Source organism: Rhizobium sp. WSM1328 (assembly GCF_057653715.1).
The window spans coordinates 3,598,808-3,613,768 of sequence record NZ_CM172788.1; the positions used below are offsets into that span (position 1 = coordinate 3,598,808).

Annotated in this window: 16 protein-coding genes; 9 read left to right on the forward strand and 7 right to left on the reverse strand. The window is 62.9% G+C overall.

All coding sequences use genetic code 11. The annotated features are described in order from the left end of the window. The gene (locus tag AC2444_RS18075) at nucleotides 1–1,077 is read left to right on the forward strand and encodes an alpha/beta fold hydrolase (protein ID WP_012758915.1); all 1,077 of its coding nucleotides are present in this window, start codon (nucleotides 1–3) and stop codon (nucleotides 1,075–1,077) included. 46 nt (nucleotides 1,078–1,123) lie between these two features. Here the strand turns inward: AC2444_RS18075 and AC2444_RS18080 are convergent, their stop codons facing one another. After that, nucleotides 1,124–1,840 (reverse strand): SDR family oxidoreductase, encoded by a 717-nt coding sequence (locus tag AC2444_RS18080; protein ID WP_012758916.1) that lies wholly within the window; start codon nucleotides 1,838–1,840, stop codon nucleotides 1,124–1,126. Between the two features lie 116 nt (nucleotides 1,841–1,956). On the opposite strand from AC2444_RS18080, the gene AC2444_RS18085 reads away from it, so the two are divergent. The 3 genes from AC2444_RS18085 to AC2444_RS18095 all read left to right on the forward strand — a co-directional run bounded on the left by AC2444_RS18085 (nucleotide 1,957) and on the right by AC2444_RS18095 (nucleotide 5,755). Then, nucleotides 1,957–2,811, forward strand: a complete 855-nt coding sequence (locus tag AC2444_RS18085) for a helix-turn-helix transcriptional regulator (protein WP_113548009.1) — start codon at nucleotides 1,957–1,959, stop codon at nucleotides 2,809–2,811. Between the two features lie 76 nt (nucleotides 2,812–2,887). After that, nucleotides 2,888–4,624, forward strand: coding sequence for a gamma-glutamyltransferase (gene ggt, locus AC2444_RS18090; RefSeq protein WP_012758918.1), 1,737 nt, complete (start codon nucleotides 2,888–2,890; stop codon nucleotides 4,622–4,624). Nucleotides 4,625–4,780: 156 nt separating this feature from the next. Continuing rightward, nucleotides 4,781–5,755, forward strand: a complete 975-nt coding sequence (locus AC2444_RS18095; RefSeq protein WP_041935572.1) for a threonine ammonia-lyase — start codon at nucleotides 4,781–4,783, stop codon at nucleotides 5,753–5,755. Nucleotides 5,756–5,822: 67 nt separating this feature from the next. Here AC2444_RS18095 and AC2444_RS18100 read toward each other — a convergent pair whose 3' ends face one another. Beyond that, nucleotides 5,823–6,620 (reverse strand): SDR family NAD(P)-dependent oxidoreductase, encoded by a 798-nt coding sequence (locus AC2444_RS18100; RefSeq protein ID WP_012758920.1) that lies wholly within the window; start codon nucleotides 6,618–6,620, stop codon nucleotides 5,823–5,825. Nucleotides 6,621–6,748: 128 nt separating this feature from the next. Here AC2444_RS18100 and AC2444_RS18105 point away from each other — a divergent pair, with 128 nt between their 5' ends. After that, nucleotides 6,749–7,693, forward strand: a complete 945-nt coding sequence (locus AC2444_RS18105; RefSeq protein WP_012758921.1) for a GlxA family transcriptional regulator — start codon at nucleotides 6,749–6,751, stop codon at nucleotides 7,691–7,693. Nucleotides 7,694–7,834: 141 nt separating this feature from the next. Here AC2444_RS18105 and AC2444_RS18110 read toward each other — a convergent pair whose 3' ends face one another. Then, nucleotides 7,835–8,641 (reverse strand): phytanoyl-CoA dioxygenase family protein, encoded by an 807-nt coding sequence (locus AC2444_RS18110; protein WP_012758922.1) that lies wholly within the window; start codon nucleotides 8,639–8,641, stop codon nucleotides 7,835–7,837. 230 nt (nucleotides 8,642–8,871) lie between these two features. Continuing rightward, on the reverse strand, nucleotides 8,872–9,768 hold the full coding sequence (locus AC2444_RS18115; protein WP_012758923.1) for a LysR substrate-binding domain-containing protein: 897 nt from the start codon (nucleotides 9,766–9,768) through the stop codon (nucleotides 8,872–8,874). Nucleotides 9,769–9,885: 117 nt separating this feature from the next. On the opposite strand from AC2444_RS18115, the gene AC2444_RS18120 reads away from it, so the two are divergent. The 3 genes from AC2444_RS18120 to AC2444_RS18130 are packed head-to-tail and all read left to right on the forward strand — an operon-like array spanning nucleotide 9,886 to nucleotide 11,260. After that, the gene (locus AC2444_RS18120; RefSeq protein WP_012758924.1) at nucleotides 9,886–10,305 is read left to right on the forward strand and encodes a tautomerase family protein; all 420 of its coding nucleotides are present in this window, start codon (nucleotides 9,886–9,888) and stop codon (nucleotides 10,303–10,305) included. Next, a complete protein-coding gene (locus AC2444_RS18125; RefSeq protein WP_012758925.1) occupies nucleotides 10,302–10,706 on the forward strand; it encodes a cupin domain-containing protein in 405 nt (134 codons plus the stop codon). Before AC2444_RS18120 ends, AC2444_RS18125 begins: the two co-directional genes overlap by 4 nt. Continuing rightward, a complete protein-coding gene (locus AC2444_RS18130) occupies nucleotides 10,703–11,260 on the forward strand; it encodes a DUF4865 family protein (RefSeq protein WP_012758926.1) in 558 nt (185 codons plus the stop codon). Before AC2444_RS18125 ends, AC2444_RS18130 begins: the two co-directional genes overlap by 4 nt. Nucleotides 11,261–11,262: 2 nt before the next feature. Here AC2444_RS18130 and AC2444_RS18135 read toward each other — a convergent pair whose 3' ends face one another. The 3 genes from AC2444_RS18135 to AC2444_RS18145 form a co-directional block, all read right to left on the reverse strand. After that, on the reverse strand, nucleotides 11,263–11,898 hold the full coding sequence (locus AC2444_RS18135) for a LysE family translocator (RefSeq protein WP_012758927.1): 636 nt from the start codon (nucleotides 11,896–11,898) through the stop codon (nucleotides 11,263–11,265). Nucleotides 11,899–12,037: 139 nt separating this feature from the next. After that, nucleotides 12,038–13,477 (reverse strand): pyruvate kinase, encoded by a 1,440-nt coding sequence (pyk, locus tag AC2444_RS18140; RefSeq protein ID WP_003542849.1) that lies wholly within the window; start codon nucleotides 13,475–13,477, stop codon nucleotides 12,038–12,040. Continuing rightward, the gene (locus AC2444_RS18145) at nucleotides 13,477–13,962 is read right to left on the reverse strand and encodes a DUF1036 domain-containing protein (RefSeq protein WP_011653476.1); all 486 of its coding nucleotides are present in this window, start codon (nucleotides 13,960–13,962) and stop codon (nucleotides 13,477–13,479) included. Before AC2444_RS18145 ends, pyk begins: the two co-directional genes overlap by 1 nt. A 201-nt stretch (nucleotides 13,963–14,163) precedes the next feature. Here AC2444_RS18145 and AC2444_RS18150 point away from each other — a divergent pair, with 201 nt between their 5' ends. Continuing rightward, nucleotides 14,164–14,952 (forward strand): N-formylglutamate amidohydrolase, encoded by a 789-nt coding sequence (locus AC2444_RS18150; protein ID WP_128449223.1) that lies wholly within the window; start codon nucleotides 14,164–14,166, stop codon nucleotides 14,950–14,952. Nucleotides 14,953–14,961 lie beyond the last annotated feature (9 nt).

Below are 14,961 nucleotides of genomic sequence, written 5' to 3' on the forward strand. Positions count from 1 at the left end.
ATGCTTGCAGAAGTTTCCGCTCTTCTCGCCCCGCTCGCCGCCGCCATCGGTTACTCCACTTATAAGGCGCGGCAATTTGAACACGCCTATCCGAATATCGGCGAACTGACCGATATCGGCGGCTACCGCATGAATGCGGTCCACGTCCCGCCGCCAGAAAATTCGGATCTGCCGGCTCTGGTCTTCATTCACGGCGCCAGCGGCAATCTGCTCGACCAGGTCGTGGCCTTCCGCGCCGCACTCGAAGGCCGGGCGGAAATGCTGTTCGTCGATCGCCCCGGTCATGGCTATTCCGAACGCGGCGGTCCTGAGAACGCCGTCCCCTCCGGCCAGGCCGATGCAATCGCCAGACTGATGGAGAAGCGCGGCATCGAAAAGGCGATCATCGTCGGCCATTCCTTCGGCGGCGCGATCACCGCCGCCTTCGGCCTGCGCCATCCTGACAAAACCGCCGGCCTGCTCTTCCTCGCGCCCGCCACTCATCCATGGCCAGGCGGCATCGACTGGTACTATCACCTGGCAACCGTGCCGATCGTCGGCTGGCTCTTCAACCACGCAATCGTCGTGCCGCTTGGGCTCAGCCGGCTGGAGCGGGGCACGCTGAATGTATTCCGCCCCAATCCGCGCCCGGCCGACTACATCGAAAAAACCGGTCCGTCGCTGGTACTGCGTCCCAGCGCGTTCCAGAACAATGCCGACGATTTCAAACGACTGCTTGCCTATGTGAAGGAGCAGTCGCTGCTCTATTCGCAGATCACCGCTCCGACCGTCATCATAACAGGCGACAGCGACGAGATCGTCTGGGAACACCTGCACTCGCGCGGCCTTGCCCGCGATATATCAGGCTCCGAACTCATCACCGTTCGCGGCGTCGGCCACAAGCCGGATTACCTCGCAACCGATGTCGCCATCGCCGCCATGGAGAAGATATCAGGCAAGCCGCGCGACCTGCAGGCGATCGCCCGCAGGGCCGAAGAGAGGCTTGCCGCGGCCTCACGCGATCGGACGGCCGCAGCCGTACCATCGTTGGGGCCGACAGGACCCCACGTCTTTTCAGAGGCGCCGAGGACGCCGTAGCACTTTGAATGCTGCATAATTTTGTCAGCATCGTCCGAAACCTGCCTCAGGCGCCGAGACTGACGCCACCATCGCAGGTGATGACATGGCCACTCATAAATCCGTTTCCGATCAGGAAGGCAATCGCCTCCGCGATATCCTCCGGCCTGCCGACACGGCCGACCGGCGTGCGGCCGGCGAAATCCGCAAAGACGCTGTCGCGCTGCTCGGGCGGCAGGAAATTCCACCACGGCGTATCGACGACCCCGGGGGAAACGCCGTTGACGCGCAGCGGCTTCAATTCGGCGGCAAGCACCGGCACCATCGCCTCGATGCCGGCATTGACGGCCGCAAGTCCAGCCGTGCCAGGCATCGCAGCTTGCGCGCTGACCGCCGAAACGAAGGTGATGCTGCCGCCCGGCTGCAGCAGCGGCAGTGCCGCCTGGGCTGCCGCGGCATGCGGGATGAGCTTGGTCTGAAACCCGGCAAGCAGATCCGCCATGTCGAGCGTCACGAAGGGTCCGGCACCGTGACCGCTGCCCATCGCCAGCACGAGATGACCGAATGCGCCGATCTGGGAAAAAGCCTCCCCGAGACCGGAGAGCTCCGCCGCATCGAGCACGAGGCTGCGCAGTTCGCCCGCGAGCGATGCCGTCGCCGCGGCAAGCTTTTCGCCGTCGCGGCCCGCAATGGTAACGGTATACCCCTGTTTCAACAGTAATTTCGCCGTGGCAAGGCCGATGCCGGAAGAACCGCCGATGACGACCACATGCTGCGAAGACATGATGCTGCTCCTTGAATTGATCGAGCCGCGGGCGTTTCAATCACCCGCGGCACCGGCATCATGCGCGGCCTGGAAACGGCAAACAGTTCCAGTTTTATCCTGGTATTGATACTGATATAATCGCTCCCATGGACCAGAGACCCGATACATTCGATGCCCGCCGCCGTGAATTCGCAGCCTTTCTGCGTTCCCGTCGCGAGCGGCTGACGCCCTCCGAAGTTGGCCTGCCGGAGGGGTTTCGCCGACGCACGCCGGGTCTCCGCCGCGAGGAGCTCGCCATGCTCGCCGGCGTCGGCACCACCTGGTACACCTGGCTGGAACAGGGCCGCGACATCCGGCCCTCCATTCAGGTGCTCAACGCCCTTGCCGATGCGCTGCGCCTCGACGAGGCCGAGCGCCGGCATCTCTTCATCCTCAACAATCGGCAAGTGCCTCAGGCAATCTCGTCCGCACCCGAATGTGTCGACGAGCCGCTGCAGCGCATGCTCGCCAACCTGACACACCAGCCGGCCTATGTGCTCGGCCGCCGGTGGGACGTGCTCGCCTGGAACCGTGCCGCCGAGGTGCTGTTCGGCGGTTACGACACGCTCGACCGCGACGAGCGCAATACCATGCATCGCCTCTTTGCCGACCCCGCGCATCGCAAGCTGCTCGTCGACTGGGAAGCAGTTGCCCGCGTCTCGCTGGCGATGTTTCGCGCCGACAGTGCGCGTTATGCCGGCGATCCGGATTTCGATCGGCTGATCACGCTGCTGAAACAGTCAAGCCCTGAATTTCGTGATTGGTGGCAGCGCCATGAGGTCGTCAGTCCGCTATCCGGCATCAAGCGCATCAACCATCCCGTCAAGGGCCGCATGTCCTTCGAACATACCGGCCTAACACTGACCAGCCGGCCGGAAATGAAACTCATCGTCTATACGCCGCTCGATGACGACGACACCAACCGGAAACTCGCCGAGCTCCTCACATAAAAGCCAACCCCTTGCATTGCCTCGGGCTGCCGCAGTCCCATATGTTTTTCCATCATTGTCCATAGGAGGGGAAATCATGGGCCGCCTGCATATCGGGACGATCTCCGTCATATCAGCTTTGTCGCTGAGCCTGACCTCGGCTTTCGCCGCCTCGCCTGCGCCCGTCGAAGCCGAGCACGGCATGGTCGTCACCGCCCAGCATCTGGCGACCGATGTCGGCGTCGACGTGCTGAAAAGCGGCGGTAACGCCGTCGATGCGGCGGTCGCCGTCGGTTATGCGCTGGCGGTGGTCTATCCCTCGGCCGGCAATCTCGGCGGTGGCGGCTTCATGACCATCCGCCTGAAGGACGGCACGAAGACCTTCCTCGATTTTCGCGAACGCGCGCCGCTTGCCGCAACGAAGACTATGTATCTCGATGCCAAGGGCGATATCGTGCCGCGCGCCAGCCTCGACGGCTATCTTGCCGTTGGCGTGCCGGGCTCCGTCATGGGCTTCGAGACCGCGCGCGAGAAATACGGCAGCAAGTCGCGCGAAGAACTGATCGCGCCGGCACTTCGCTTCGCCAAGGAAGGTTTCACGCTGGAACAGGGCGACGCCGCAAGTTTCGCCGGCAACGCCAAGCGCCTCGCCAAGGATGAGGCGGCGGCGAAGATCTTCCTGAAACCTGATGGTAAACCCTATGCATCCGGCGAAAAACTCCAGCAGCCGGACCTTGCCGCAGTCCTGGCAGGCATTTCCGAAAAAGGCCCCGACGCCTTCTACAAGGCCGCCCCCGCCGAGGCGATCGTCAAGGCGAGCCAGGCCAAGGGCGGCATCCTCGCCAAGGAGGATTTCGAGCAATATGCCGTGCGGGAATTGAAGCCGATCGAGTGCAATTACCGCGGCTACGACATCATTTCCTCGCCACCGCCGTCTTCCGGCGGCGTCATCATCTGCGAGATCCTCAACGTTCTCGAAGGTTATCCGCTCTCCTATCTCGGCTATAACTCGGCCGAAACCGTGCACATCATGGTCGAGGCCATGCGCTACGCCTATGTCGACCGCAATGCAGCGCTCGGCGATCCTGATTTCGTCGAGAACCCGGTCGAGAAACTGCTCGACAAGAAATATGCCTCGGAAATTGCCGCCAAGATCGATCCCTACAGGGCCGGCGCCTCGGCGAACCTGAAACCGCTCGGCGGCAAGGAAAGCACCGAGACGACGCATTATTCGATCGTCGACGACGAGGGCAATGCGGTCGCCGTCACCTATACGCTGAACGGCTCCTTCGGCGCCGCGGTCGTCGCGCCCGGCACGGGTGTCCTACTCAACAACGAGATGGACGATTTCACCTCCAAGCCCGGTGTGCCGAACCTCTACGGATTGGTGCAGGGCGAAGCCAATGCCATCGCCCCGAAGAAGACGCCGCTTTCCTCGATGAGCCCGACGATCGTCACCCGGGACGGCAAACCATTCATGGTGATCGGCAGCCCCGGCGGCTCGCGCATCATCACCATCACATTGGAAGCGATCCTCAATGTCGTCGATTTCGGCATGGATATCAGTCAGGCGGTCAACGCCCCGCGTGTCCACCACCAATGGCAGCCCGACAAGGTCTTTCTCGAACCCTATGCACTCTCGCCCGATACCGAAAAGACGCTTGCCGCCATGGGCTACAGCTTCGATGGCGGCAATGACGCGCCGCAATGGGGCCAGGCCGCAGGCATCCTCGTCGGCGGCAAAAGCCTTGCGGCAATCGAAAAGGGCGGTGGCGCCCGCTACAATGGCGCCATGGATAGCCGCGCAGCGGAAGGGTCGGCAAGCGGCTACTGACGCTTCGAGATCGCCTGATCAAACAGTCGGCGGAAAGCGCAACGCGGCTCAAGAAGCAGCGGTGGCACCATTCATGTCACCGTGACAAAGTCGCCGTTCACAATTGGCTTGCCGCGCCCTATGCATGGGCGAACCCGCAAGCAGAAAGATTCCCGGATGGCTAGCATTGAAATGATTGTCGCAGCTCGCGCCCGTCTGCGCGGTCATGCAAGGCGCACGCCGCTTCTCTCCTCTCCTTTTTTGAATGAGATTGCCGGCCGGCGTCTGTTCGTGAAAGCGGAATGCCTGCAGCATTCCGGCTCGTTCAAGTTTCGCGGCGGCTGGTCGGCCGTCTCCGGCCTCGATGCTGCGGTACGCTCGAAGGGCGTCATCGCCTTTTCCTCCGGCAACCACGCCCAGGGCGTTGCGCTTGCGGCCAAGCTGCACGGCGTGCCCTCCGTCATCATCATGCCGAGCGATGCGCCGAAGCTGAAGATCGCCAACACCCGCGCCTTCGGCGCTGAAGTGGTGCTCTACGACCGCGTCAACGAGGATCGCGACGAGATCGGCGCGAGACTTTCGGCCGAGCGCGGCCTGACGCTGATCAAGCCCTTCGACGAACCGCTCGTCATCGCCGGTCAGGGCACGACCGGTCTCGAAATCTCCGAGCAGGCTGGGGAGGAAGGCGTGACATCCGCCGAAGTCCTCGTTCCCTGCGGCGGCGGCGGATTGACCTCCGGCATTGCGCTGGCCCTCGAAGCCAGCTCCCCCGGCTTTCGCGTCCGTCCCTGCGAGCCCAGGGATTTCGACGACACGACCCGCTCGCTCGCCTCCGGCAAGATCGAACGCAACGCGGCGGTATCGGGCTCGATCTGCGATGCGATCGTCACGCCGCAGCCGGGCAACATCACCTTCCCGATCCTCAAGCGCCTCGCCGGCGCCGGCATCGTCGTCACCGACGAGGAGGCGCTGCGGGCCATGGCGCTTGCCTTCTCGCGATTGAAGATCGTCGTCGAGCCCGGCGGCGCCGTGGCGCTCGCCGCCGCCCTCTTCCATGGCGATGCCCTGGAAAGCGACACAGCCGTCGTGGTCACCTCCGGCGGCAATGTCGATCCCGATATCTTCGCCATGGCTCTGGAACGTTTCGGCTGAACATCGTGCAAGTGAACGCCGTCGACCATCCGCAGCAGCAGCCGCGGATGGTTTCTATCTTTTACAATTACGCGACCTTGTAGCGTTTCGCCGGCGCGGTGCGCGAGAGATTCGGCATCAATGCCTGACGCGCCTGCTCGTAGGCGGCAAGCAGGCCTGCATCCTCAAGCGAGGGGATCGTTGCAAATTCGCCCTGCTCAAGACCTGCGAGCGACGCATCGACCATATTTTCTGCCGACATTACGATCTCATTCGGCAAATGTTCAACCGGCGTGCCGGCGATGTCCCAGAATTCCGTGGCGGTGGCGCCGGGCAGCACGGCCTGCACGCGAATGTTCTTCTCCGCCAATTCGTGCTTCAGCGACTGGCTGAAGGCGAGCACGAAGGCCTTCGTACCGCCGTAAACACCGTTCAGCAGCTCCGGCGCGATCGCGACGATGGACGCAATATTGATGATCGTGCCGCCGCCGCGTGTAGCGAAACCCGGCACGGCGGCATAGGTCAGCCGCGTCAGCGCCGTGACGTTGAGCTCGATCATCTCCTGCATCTTGTCGACATCGGCGGAAAGCAGCGGCGCCGTTCCACCGACACCGGCATTGTTGACCAGCAGCGTGATGCTCCGGTCTTCCTTCAACACCCCTTCGATGCGGCCGAGATCGGCCCGGTTGCCGAGATCGGCAACGACAGTCTCGACCGTCCGGCCGGTCTCATCGGTCAGCCGGCTTGCCAGCGTCTTCAACCGTTCGCCGTTGCGGGCAACGAGAATGAGATTGTAGCCCTGCTTCGCCAGCCTGTGGGCATAGACTGCGCCGATGCCCGAGGATGCGCCTGTTACCAGTGCCGTACCCTTATGGTCCTGTGTCATGATCCGTCTCCTTGCGTGCGCGCCGGCCCAATGCCTTGCGCTTGAGGAGAGTCTTACGCGCGATTGTGCGCGTCCTGAATGCCATATATACCACCTTTCAGGACATTCCTTTTCAGGACGCGACGATCATGCAGCAAATCGGCTTTCTGCTCTATCCCGGCTTTCAGATAATGAGCCTGGCGGCCGTCTCCGCCTTCGAATTCGCCAATCTCGAACTCGAGGAAAAGGTTTACGAGATCCGCTACCTCTCCGAAAATGGCGGGCCGGTTGCCAACTCGCTTGGCATGATGATGGAGACGGAGGCCTTCGGCACCCCGGCCCTCGACACCCTGATCGTGGCGGGCGCGCCCGATATCAGGCTGCCGAATGCCGCAGAAGCCGACTTCATTCGTGCCGCCCTGCCCGCCACACGTCGCTTGGCGTCGATCTGCACCGGCGCCTTCTTTCTTGCCGAAGCCGGCATCCTCGACGGCCGCCGCGCGACGACGCACTGGTATGTCTCTCGCGAGCTGCAAAGCCGCTATCCCAAGATAAAGATGGAAGAGGACCGGATCTTCATCATCGACGGTTCCATCTGGACCTCGGCAGGCATGACGGCCGGTCTCGACCTGGCTTTGGCGATGGTCGAGAAGGATCATGGTTTCGAGGTGGCGCGCGCCGTTTCCCGCAAGCTCGTCGTCTATCATCGCCGCGCCGGCGGCCAGTCGCAATTCTCAGCCCTTCTGGAACTGGAGCCAAAATCGGACCGGATCCAAAAGGCGCTCGCCCACGCCCGCAGCAATCTGAAATCGGCGCTTTCGGTGGAGGAGTTGGCGGAAGTCGCCCATCTCAGCCCCCGTCAGTTCAGCCGCGCCTTCCGCGACGAAACCGGGCAGTCGCCGGCGAAGGCCGTCGAGAACCTGAGGCTGGAAGCGGCCCGGCTGATGATGGAGCAGGGCCGCCACCCGATCGATGTCGTTGCCCGCGAAACCGGCTTTGCCGATCGCGAGCGCATGCGCCGCGCCTTCCTTCGCGCTTTCGGTCAGCCGCCGCAGGCAATTCGGCGCGCCGCCCTGCAGGAACTGCAGATGTGATGCACCCGGCCTGCTGCATAATTCCTTAAATCGGAATCGATTTAAGGGTAAAATTATGCAGCAATTCAAAGTGCTACAGCGTCCTTTGCGCGTCTGAAAAGACGCGCAGCGCTGTAGGCGGCAGGATGCATCCTGTTCTCGTTACCGCTCCTGAAGCGCCCGGCGTATTGCCGTCTCGACCGCTGAATAGGCACCGTCCTCCCGTTCGAGCCGAATGGGTTCGGAAGGTGCAAGGCCGGGCTGCGCCATGAAACGCGGCTGCTTGCCGCGATGCATCTGCGCTGCGTGGATGAGAAACGGATGGCATAGATAGACGGTACCCGCCCGCCCTGTCGCCAAGGCCAGCGGCCGGTCTTCCCCGACGTGCTCCAACCTAAGATAGGCCATTCCCGACTCGCCCGCTGGCTCAAGAAGGCGGGCAATATCCTTGTGCGAACCGACGCGGATGCGGGTCGGCGCATCCTGTTCCCCGACATCCGAGAACAGGAAGAGCATCAGCAACGCCCGCCCGCGCGAGGTGATATTCACCCGCCAGGCGGAAAAGTCCCGCTGCTCATCCCGATTGGAATCCTCGCCGGCAAAGCTCAGATCGACATGCCAACCGGCATCGCCGGGATCATCGGGATGGGGAAAGCGGACCGGGAAACTGCCAAGCCCGCTGCGCGGCTCCCAGCGACCCTTGCCGACGAGCTGGTCGAAGGCCGAATGCAACACCGGCGTATTGACGGCTTTCTCGAATGGCCCGCCGCCATAGCCGGCAAGCCGCACGACTGGCTGCGTCCACGTCCTTGGATCATCCGCATCGAAGGGAATGTCGCGCCACATGATGGCTCGAGCTTCCTTGGCCAATGCGAGGGGAAAAGCGTCGTCGATCCTGACGAAACCGTCGTCGATGAATTGCTCGATCTGCGCAGCACTCAGTGCCGCCGGATAAACATCTGATGTCATGAAATCTCTCTCTATCGCCAATCCTGCCGGCTCTTTCCTTGGCCAGACGCAGGGTGGTTACGTTTCACGGCAACGCGCCAGCCGCAAAGGCTGGTCAGCGGCCCCATCTTCTGATGCCCGAAGGCAGAGCCTCAGCGGCTCAAGAAGAAGACCGAAGCGATATTGAGGGTGAACGTCTTCATAGCGGCCCAAAGCTACAGCCACGCGTCCGACGGGTCAATGCGGAGATGTCAGGCCACCACCCCGCGCAACGCGCCATGCACCGACTGCAGCACGAGTTCGGCAAGCCGGGCCGCAGCCGGCTGCGGTTCGGCTTCCGCCCGATGCAGGACCAGGCCGAGCTTCGGCAAATCCGGCAAGCCGATCGCCCCCGGCGCCAGCGGCCGGACCTTCGCCGGCAGGCCAACCGGCGTGCGGATGGTGAGACCGAGGCCAGCCGCCGTCGCAGCCCAAAGACCGCCGAGACTGGGACTGACGAAGGCGAGCCGCCAGGAAATGCCCGCCTCATCAAGTGCCTTGGTCGCTGCACTGCGCAGCAGGCATGGCGCCTCCAGCGAAGCGAGCGGCATCGGCTCGCCGCTTGCGGCTTGCCAGGCCGGCTGCCCCTCGGCAGGTCCGATCCAGCGCATCGGCACTTCGCCGATCCGCTCGCAATGCGCCGTCAGCGTGCCGTCGCTCCAGGCAAGCGCCAGATCGAGCTTGCCCGATGTGACGCGCTCCAGCAGTTCGGCATTGCGTACCACCCGCGCTTCGATCCGAACCTTCGGGTGGGCACGCGCAAAGCGGCCGAGCACATCAGGCAGCAGGGTTTCGCCGAAATCCTCCTGCAGGCCGAGCCGCACCCAGCCTTCCAGCTCGACGCTGTTAACGGCGGCAGCCGCCTCGTCGTTGAGCTCCAGCAGCCGCCTGGCATAACCGAGCATCGTCTCGCCGGCATCGGTCAGCGCCAGCCCGCGCCCCGCCTTGCGGAAGATCGGCGTGCCCGCCTGCTCCTCCAGCTTCTTCAGCTGCGCACTCACTGCAGAGGTCGAACGCCCGAGCCGCTCGGCCGCCTTGGCGAAATTGCCGAGTTCCATGCCGGTCGAAAAGGTTCGAAGCACTTCGAGATCGAAGATCGTCCGTCGCATTAAATAGTCCTATTTTTCAGGATCATTCATCCATAAAATTCTGATTTTCAGCATCATCGTGCCGTGCGATGGTTCTGCTGTCAAGGCCGACCGACGGCCTGAACCATGGAGATTCCGATGCCCTTCGTTCGCATTTCCCTTCGTAAAGGCAAGTCGCCGGACTACCTCATGGCACTGGCCGACAACATCCAGCACGCCCTGGTCGAGACCTTCGACGTGCCCGAAAACGACCGCTTCCAGGCCATCCACCAGCATGACGAGCGCGAGTTGATCTTCGATCGCAGCTATCTTGCCGGCCCGCGCTCGGACGACTTCGTCTACATCTCGATCACGATCGGCAGGCCTCGCACCGGCGAGATGAAGGCAGCGCTCTATCGGCGGCACGCCGATCTCCTGGCGCAATCGCCGGGCCTCCGGCCGGAGGACGTAATGATCGTCATCAGCACCAGCACACCGGAAGACTGGTCCTTCGGCAATGGCATTGCCCAGATGACAGACCCAGACTGGCGGCTTCGTGTGGCTGGAGGCCGGCAATGATCGCTTCGAACCCGAAGACCATGACCATCAGACGCCCTGGCAGGGCGGTCCGCTCGCCGGAGGGCGTCGCAACCTCGCCTTTCTGGGTCGAGATGCTGCTCGAAGGCAGCGCCGATGGTGAGAACACCGCAATGCGCGCCACGCTCGAACCCGGCACCATCACCCGTTGGCACACCCATCCCAGAGGCCAGTTGCTCTATGTGCTTTCGGGCCATGGGTTGGCGCAGACCGAGGGCGGCCCGATCGAAGCATTGCGTCCCGGCGATGCCGTCTGGTTTGCGCTCGGCGAGCGTCACTGGCATGGCGCGGCCGATGACAGCCCCTTCAGCTATATCAGTATCCAGCCGAAGGAAAACGGCAGCGTCGTCGAATGGCTGCAACCGGTGGAGACACGGTCATGATGACCATGCAGTACAGCTTCCCCCTGCCCGCGGACTACGACATGTCGATCATCGACCGCCGCATCCGCGACAAGGGTCCGCTGCTCGACGGCTTCCCCGATCTCGGCTTCAAAGCCTATCTCAGCGCCCGCAAGGGGGAGTTCGGCAACCGCGACAATCTCTATGCGCCCTTCTATCTCTGGCAGAGGCCGGAAGGAGCAAGCGAATTCCTCTGCGGCCCAGGTTTCGAGGCTCTCACCAGCGCCTTCGGCTGGCCACAGGTGAGGACCTGGATCGTCTGGCAGGCAGAAATCTCGCCTGATATCGCCTCAGCCAAGTTCGCCACACGCGATGTCCTGCAGACAGAGCCTTATGCGCCGCTCGCCGACATCCGCCAGGCCGAAAGCGCGGAGGCTGGAGCCGACGTTGCGACGGGCAGGGCACTCGCCTCCGTCTCCGGCTTCGAACCTACGACCTGGACGCGGGTACGCTTCAGACTGTGGCGAGAAATTCCCGAGATCGGCGAGCAGACGCAGGCCTATCGCGTCGGCCATCTATCCCTGGCTCGACCCTGACCTCAAGCGGTTGCCCGGCGATAGAATGCAAGCGAGCCGGCAAGCGCCAGCAGCGCGCCACCGCAGGCCCGCTCCAGCCACATGGCGCTGGAGGTTTTGAGGAAACGCACGGCCTGCGAACCGAAGAAGGCGTAGCCGAACATGATGAGGAAATCGAGCGCGGCAAAGACCAGCGCGAGCAACGTGTATTGCGTTGCCTGCGGCAGGGTCGGGTCGATGAACTGCGGCAGAAAGGCCGAGAAGAACAGGTAGCCCTTCGGATTGGTCGCCGCGACCATGAAGCTCTTCAGCCCGATCGAGAAGGGCGAAGTCGCGCCCGCAGGCGCTCCGGACTTCAAAGCCGCATCGATCGTGCCCTTCGAACGCAGCAGCATGATGCCGAGAAAAGCGAGATAGGCGGCACCCGCCCATTTCAGCATCGAGAACCAGAATTCCGATGCAGCGAGCAGCGCACCGAGCCCGATCGCGACGGCGCCGATCAGCACGAAATCGGACAGCACCGCGCCGATCATGCCGGCAACTGCCCGGCGCAGGCCATGCCGAGAACCGTTGGTCAGCGCCAACAGCACCGTTGGCCCGGGCGTCGCGATGCCGACAAAAGAAACGGCTGCAAAAGCCAGAAGCGTGACGATATCCATGATGCTCCTCCGAACCCGGAGCATGTCCAGCTCCAGGGAGCGAAACTTGCATGCGTCGCCAAGCTTGGCAATGCCAGTCCGTCAACGAAAAAGCCCGCCGCCTCTTCGGGCAGCGGACTTTCGAAGGCATGCGATTGGATCAGACGCCGCTCTGGCCGTCGGAGCCGATATAGGCGATGCGGATCATGTTGGTGGCGCCGGGCGTGCCGAGCGGCACACCGGCCGAGATGATGATGCGATCGCCCGGCTTGCCGAAGCCTTCGTCCGCGACGATCCGGCAGGCGCGGTTGACCATATCGTCGAGATCGGTCGCGTCATGGGTGACGACGCAATGCAGGCCCCAGACAACGGCAAGACGGCGCGCCGTCTTGATGATCGGCGACAGCGCCAGGATCGGCACCTGCGGACGCTCGCGCGAGGCACGAAGGCCTGTCGTGCCCGACGAGGTGTAACAGACGATCGCCGACAGCTTCAGCGTTTCGGCGATCTGACGGGCGGCCAGCGAGATCGCATCGGCGCCGGTCGCTTCCGGCTGGGCACGCTGGGCATAGATGATGCCGGGATAATGCGGCTCGCGCTCGATGGCGGTGGCAATCGACGCCATCGTCGTCACAGCTTCGACGGGATAGTCGCCCGAGGCCGATTCGGCCGAGAGCATGACGGCATCCGCACCTTCAAAAACGGCGGTCGCGACGTCGGAAACTTCGGCGCGTGTCGGCACCGGCGCTGAAATCATCGATTCCAGCATCTGCGTGGCAACGACCACCGGCTTGCCCGAACGGCGGCAGGCACGGATCAGCTGCTTCTGGATGCCAGGAACCGATTCGAGCGGCATTTCGACGCCGAGATCACCGCGCGCGACCATCAATGCATCGGAAAGCTCGATGATTTCCTCGATGCGCTCAAGAGCTTGCGGCTTTTCGATCTTCGACATCAGGCCGACGCGGCCGCGGGCGATCTTGCGCACTTCGGCAAGGTCGTCGGGACGCTGGACGAAGGAAAGCGCCACCCAGTCGACATCGTCGGTGGCAAGCACTGCGTCGAGATCGGCGCGGTCCTTGTCCGTCAGCGCGCCGACGCCGAGCAGCGTGTCGGGAAGGCTGACGCCCTTGCGGTCGGAGATGCGCGTGCCCGAAATAACAGTCGTGACGATGCTCTTGCCGTCGCATTTTTCTGCGCGCAGGGCGAGCTTGCCGTCATCGATCAGTAGGCGGTGGCCGGGCTGTACCGACTCTAGGATCTCGGGGTGCGGCAGATAGACGCGGTTCTGGTCGCCGAGGGCTTCGTTGTTGTCGAGCGTGAAGGTCTGGCCGGGCTTCAGATCCACCTTGCCGTCGACGAACTTGCCGACACGCAGTTTCGGTCCCTGCAGGTCGGCGAGAATGCCGATCGGCCGGCCGGAGCGCGCCTCGACCGAGCGGATGCGCTGGATGAGCATACGCATCATGTCGTGGCTCGCATGGCTCATGTTGATGCGGAAGACATCGGCACCAGCCTGGTGCAGCTTCTCGATCATCGATTCCTCGGAGGAGGCTGGCCCGAGGGTGGCGAGGATTTTAACTTTGCGATTACGCTTCATCAATTCTGGCTTTCTTGCGTCCCTGGGGTGTCGGAGAGTTGAACCATCCAGCTACCCTGGCGGCCCGTATCATATTCCTTGAATCCCATCTTCTGGTAACCGCGGGCATAACAATCCTGCACACCCGAGATCTTGAATTCATTTTCCGCCACGCACATCTGCACGTCACCCGTCCATCGTCCTCCCCGGGCGGCGTCCTCTGCGTAGAGGTAATAATAACGCGACTGCAATTCTCCCTCGATCAGCGTAGCGCAGGTCGTTGCCGGCACCTGCCACCAGCCCTCCGTCACCCAGCCATCCTTGGCCCGGTATCCGATCGCGACGCCGACGAGATTTTGTGTTCCATTGCAGACGCGAAAATCGGCGCGTGCGGCATCTGCGATGAAAAACGGCATGGCGGCTGCAAGAGCGAACAGAGCGAGACGGACCAGCGGTCCGGACCGCGTGAGGAAACTTGGCGCGGCTTGGATCAACACGGCTCCCAAATAGCTCCACGGTTATTCGTATCCGTGTCTTCTTGCGCCGCCGTCAAGCGAAAGTCAACGCAATGCTAATCGATTATATTTCCTTTCATAACCACCGTCGAGGGTCCGACTCAACCTCTCCCCACCCTGCCGCGCTTGAACCTGCCGCAGGTGCATGCGATCACTGCGCCCAACGGCGCAATGACAAACGGCAATTCCCTGATGGACGACTTCCAATCCTTCGAAATCCTATCCGGCAAACATGACAAAGGCATGGTGATCCTCGCAGATCACGCGATGAACCGCCTTCCCGCGCGATATGGCCGGCTCGGACTGCCCGACGCGGCCTTCGACCGCCACATCGCCTATGACATCGGCATCGAGGGCCTGACGCGACAGCTTTCGGCGAAACTCGGCGTTCCAGCCGTGCTCGGCAGCTTTTCGCGTCTGCTGATCGATCCGAATCGCGGCGAAGACGATCCGACGCTGATCATGAAGATCTCCGACGGCGCCGTCATATCAGGCAATCATCCGATCACGCCGCAGGAATGGGACTACCGCATCGAAACCTTCCATCGCCCCTATCACGACGCTGTGGCCGCAACGATCGACAGCGTGGCGAATGCCACCGGCAGAGCGCCGCTGGTGCTGTCGCTGCATTCCTTCACGCCGGCCTGGAAAGGCATTCCCCGTCCCTGGCACGCCGCCGTGCTCTGGGACAGCGACCATCGCGCCGTCGGCCCGCTGCTCGACATGCTGCGCGCCGACCCCGATCTCGCCGTCGGCGACAACGAACCCTATGACGGCGCACTGAAGGGCGATACCATGTACCGCCATTGCATGATCAAAGGCATTCCGCATGCGCTGCTCGAGGTGCGCCAAGACCTGATCGGAGACGAGACCGGCATATCAGCATGGGCCGAACGCCTGGCGCCGATCTTTGCGGCGATGAATGCCGATCCCGCCTTGCACGGATACGACGTTCATCTGTCACGCACCGGCCCCTATTGAAAGAAAGGA

Bases quoted from the DNA above. Each gene is read 5' to 3' on its own strand.
- AC2444_RS18135 (WP_012758927.1), bottom strand. From the start codon at position 11,898: ATGGATATCGTCACGCTTCTGGCTTTTGCAGCCGTTTCTTTTGTCGGC.
- AC2444_RS18100 (WP_012758920.1), bottom strand. From the start codon at position 6,620: ATGACACAGGACCATAAGGGTACGGCACTGGTAACAGGCGCATCCTCG.
- AC2444_RS18150 (WP_128449223.1), top strand. From the start codon at position 14,164: ATGGACGACTTCCAATCCTTCGAAATCCTATCCGGCAAACATGACAAA.
- AC2444_RS18120 (WP_012758924.1), top strand. From the start codon at position 9,886: ATGCCCTTCGTTCGCATTTCCCTTCGTAAAGGCAAGTCGCCGGACTAC.
- AC2444_RS18080 (WP_012758916.1), bottom strand. From the start codon at position 1,840: ATGTCTTCGCAGCATGTGGTCGTCATCGGCGGTTCTTCCGGCATCGGC.
- AC2444_RS18110 (WP_012758922.1), bottom strand. From the start codon at position 8,641: ATGACATCAGATGTTTATCCGGCGGCACTGAGTGCTGCGCAGATCGAG.
- AC2444_RS18115 (WP_012758923.1), bottom strand. From the start codon at position 9,768: ATGCGACGGACGATCTTCGATCTCGAAGTGCTTCGAACCTTTTCGACC.
- AC2444_RS18095 (WP_041935572.1), top strand. From the start codon at position 4,781: ATGGCTAGCATTGAAATGATTGTCGCAGCTCGCGCCCGTCTGCGCGGT.
- AC2444_RS18075 (WP_012758915.1), top strand. From the start codon at position 1: ATGCTTGCAGAAGTTTCCGCTCTTCTCGCCCCGCTCGCCGCCGCCATC.
- AC2444_RS18130 (WP_012758926.1), top strand. From the start codon at position 10,703: ATGATGACCATGCAGTACAGCTTCCCCCTGCCCGCGGACTACGACATG.
- ggt (WP_012758918.1), top strand. From the start codon at position 2,888: ATGGGCCGCCTGCATATCGGGACGATCTCCGTCATATCAGCTTTGTCG.
- AC2444_RS18125 (WP_012758925.1), top strand. From the start codon at position 10,302: ATGATCGCTTCGAACCCGAAGACCATGACCATCAGACGCCCTGGCAGG.
- AC2444_RS18105 (WP_012758921.1), top strand. From the start codon at position 6,749: ATGCAGCAAATCGGCTTTCTGCTCTATCCCGGCTTTCAGATAATGAGC.
- pyk (WP_003542849.1), bottom strand. From the start codon at position 13,477: ATGAAGCGTAATCGCAAAGTTAAAATCCTCGCCACCCTCGGGCCAGCC.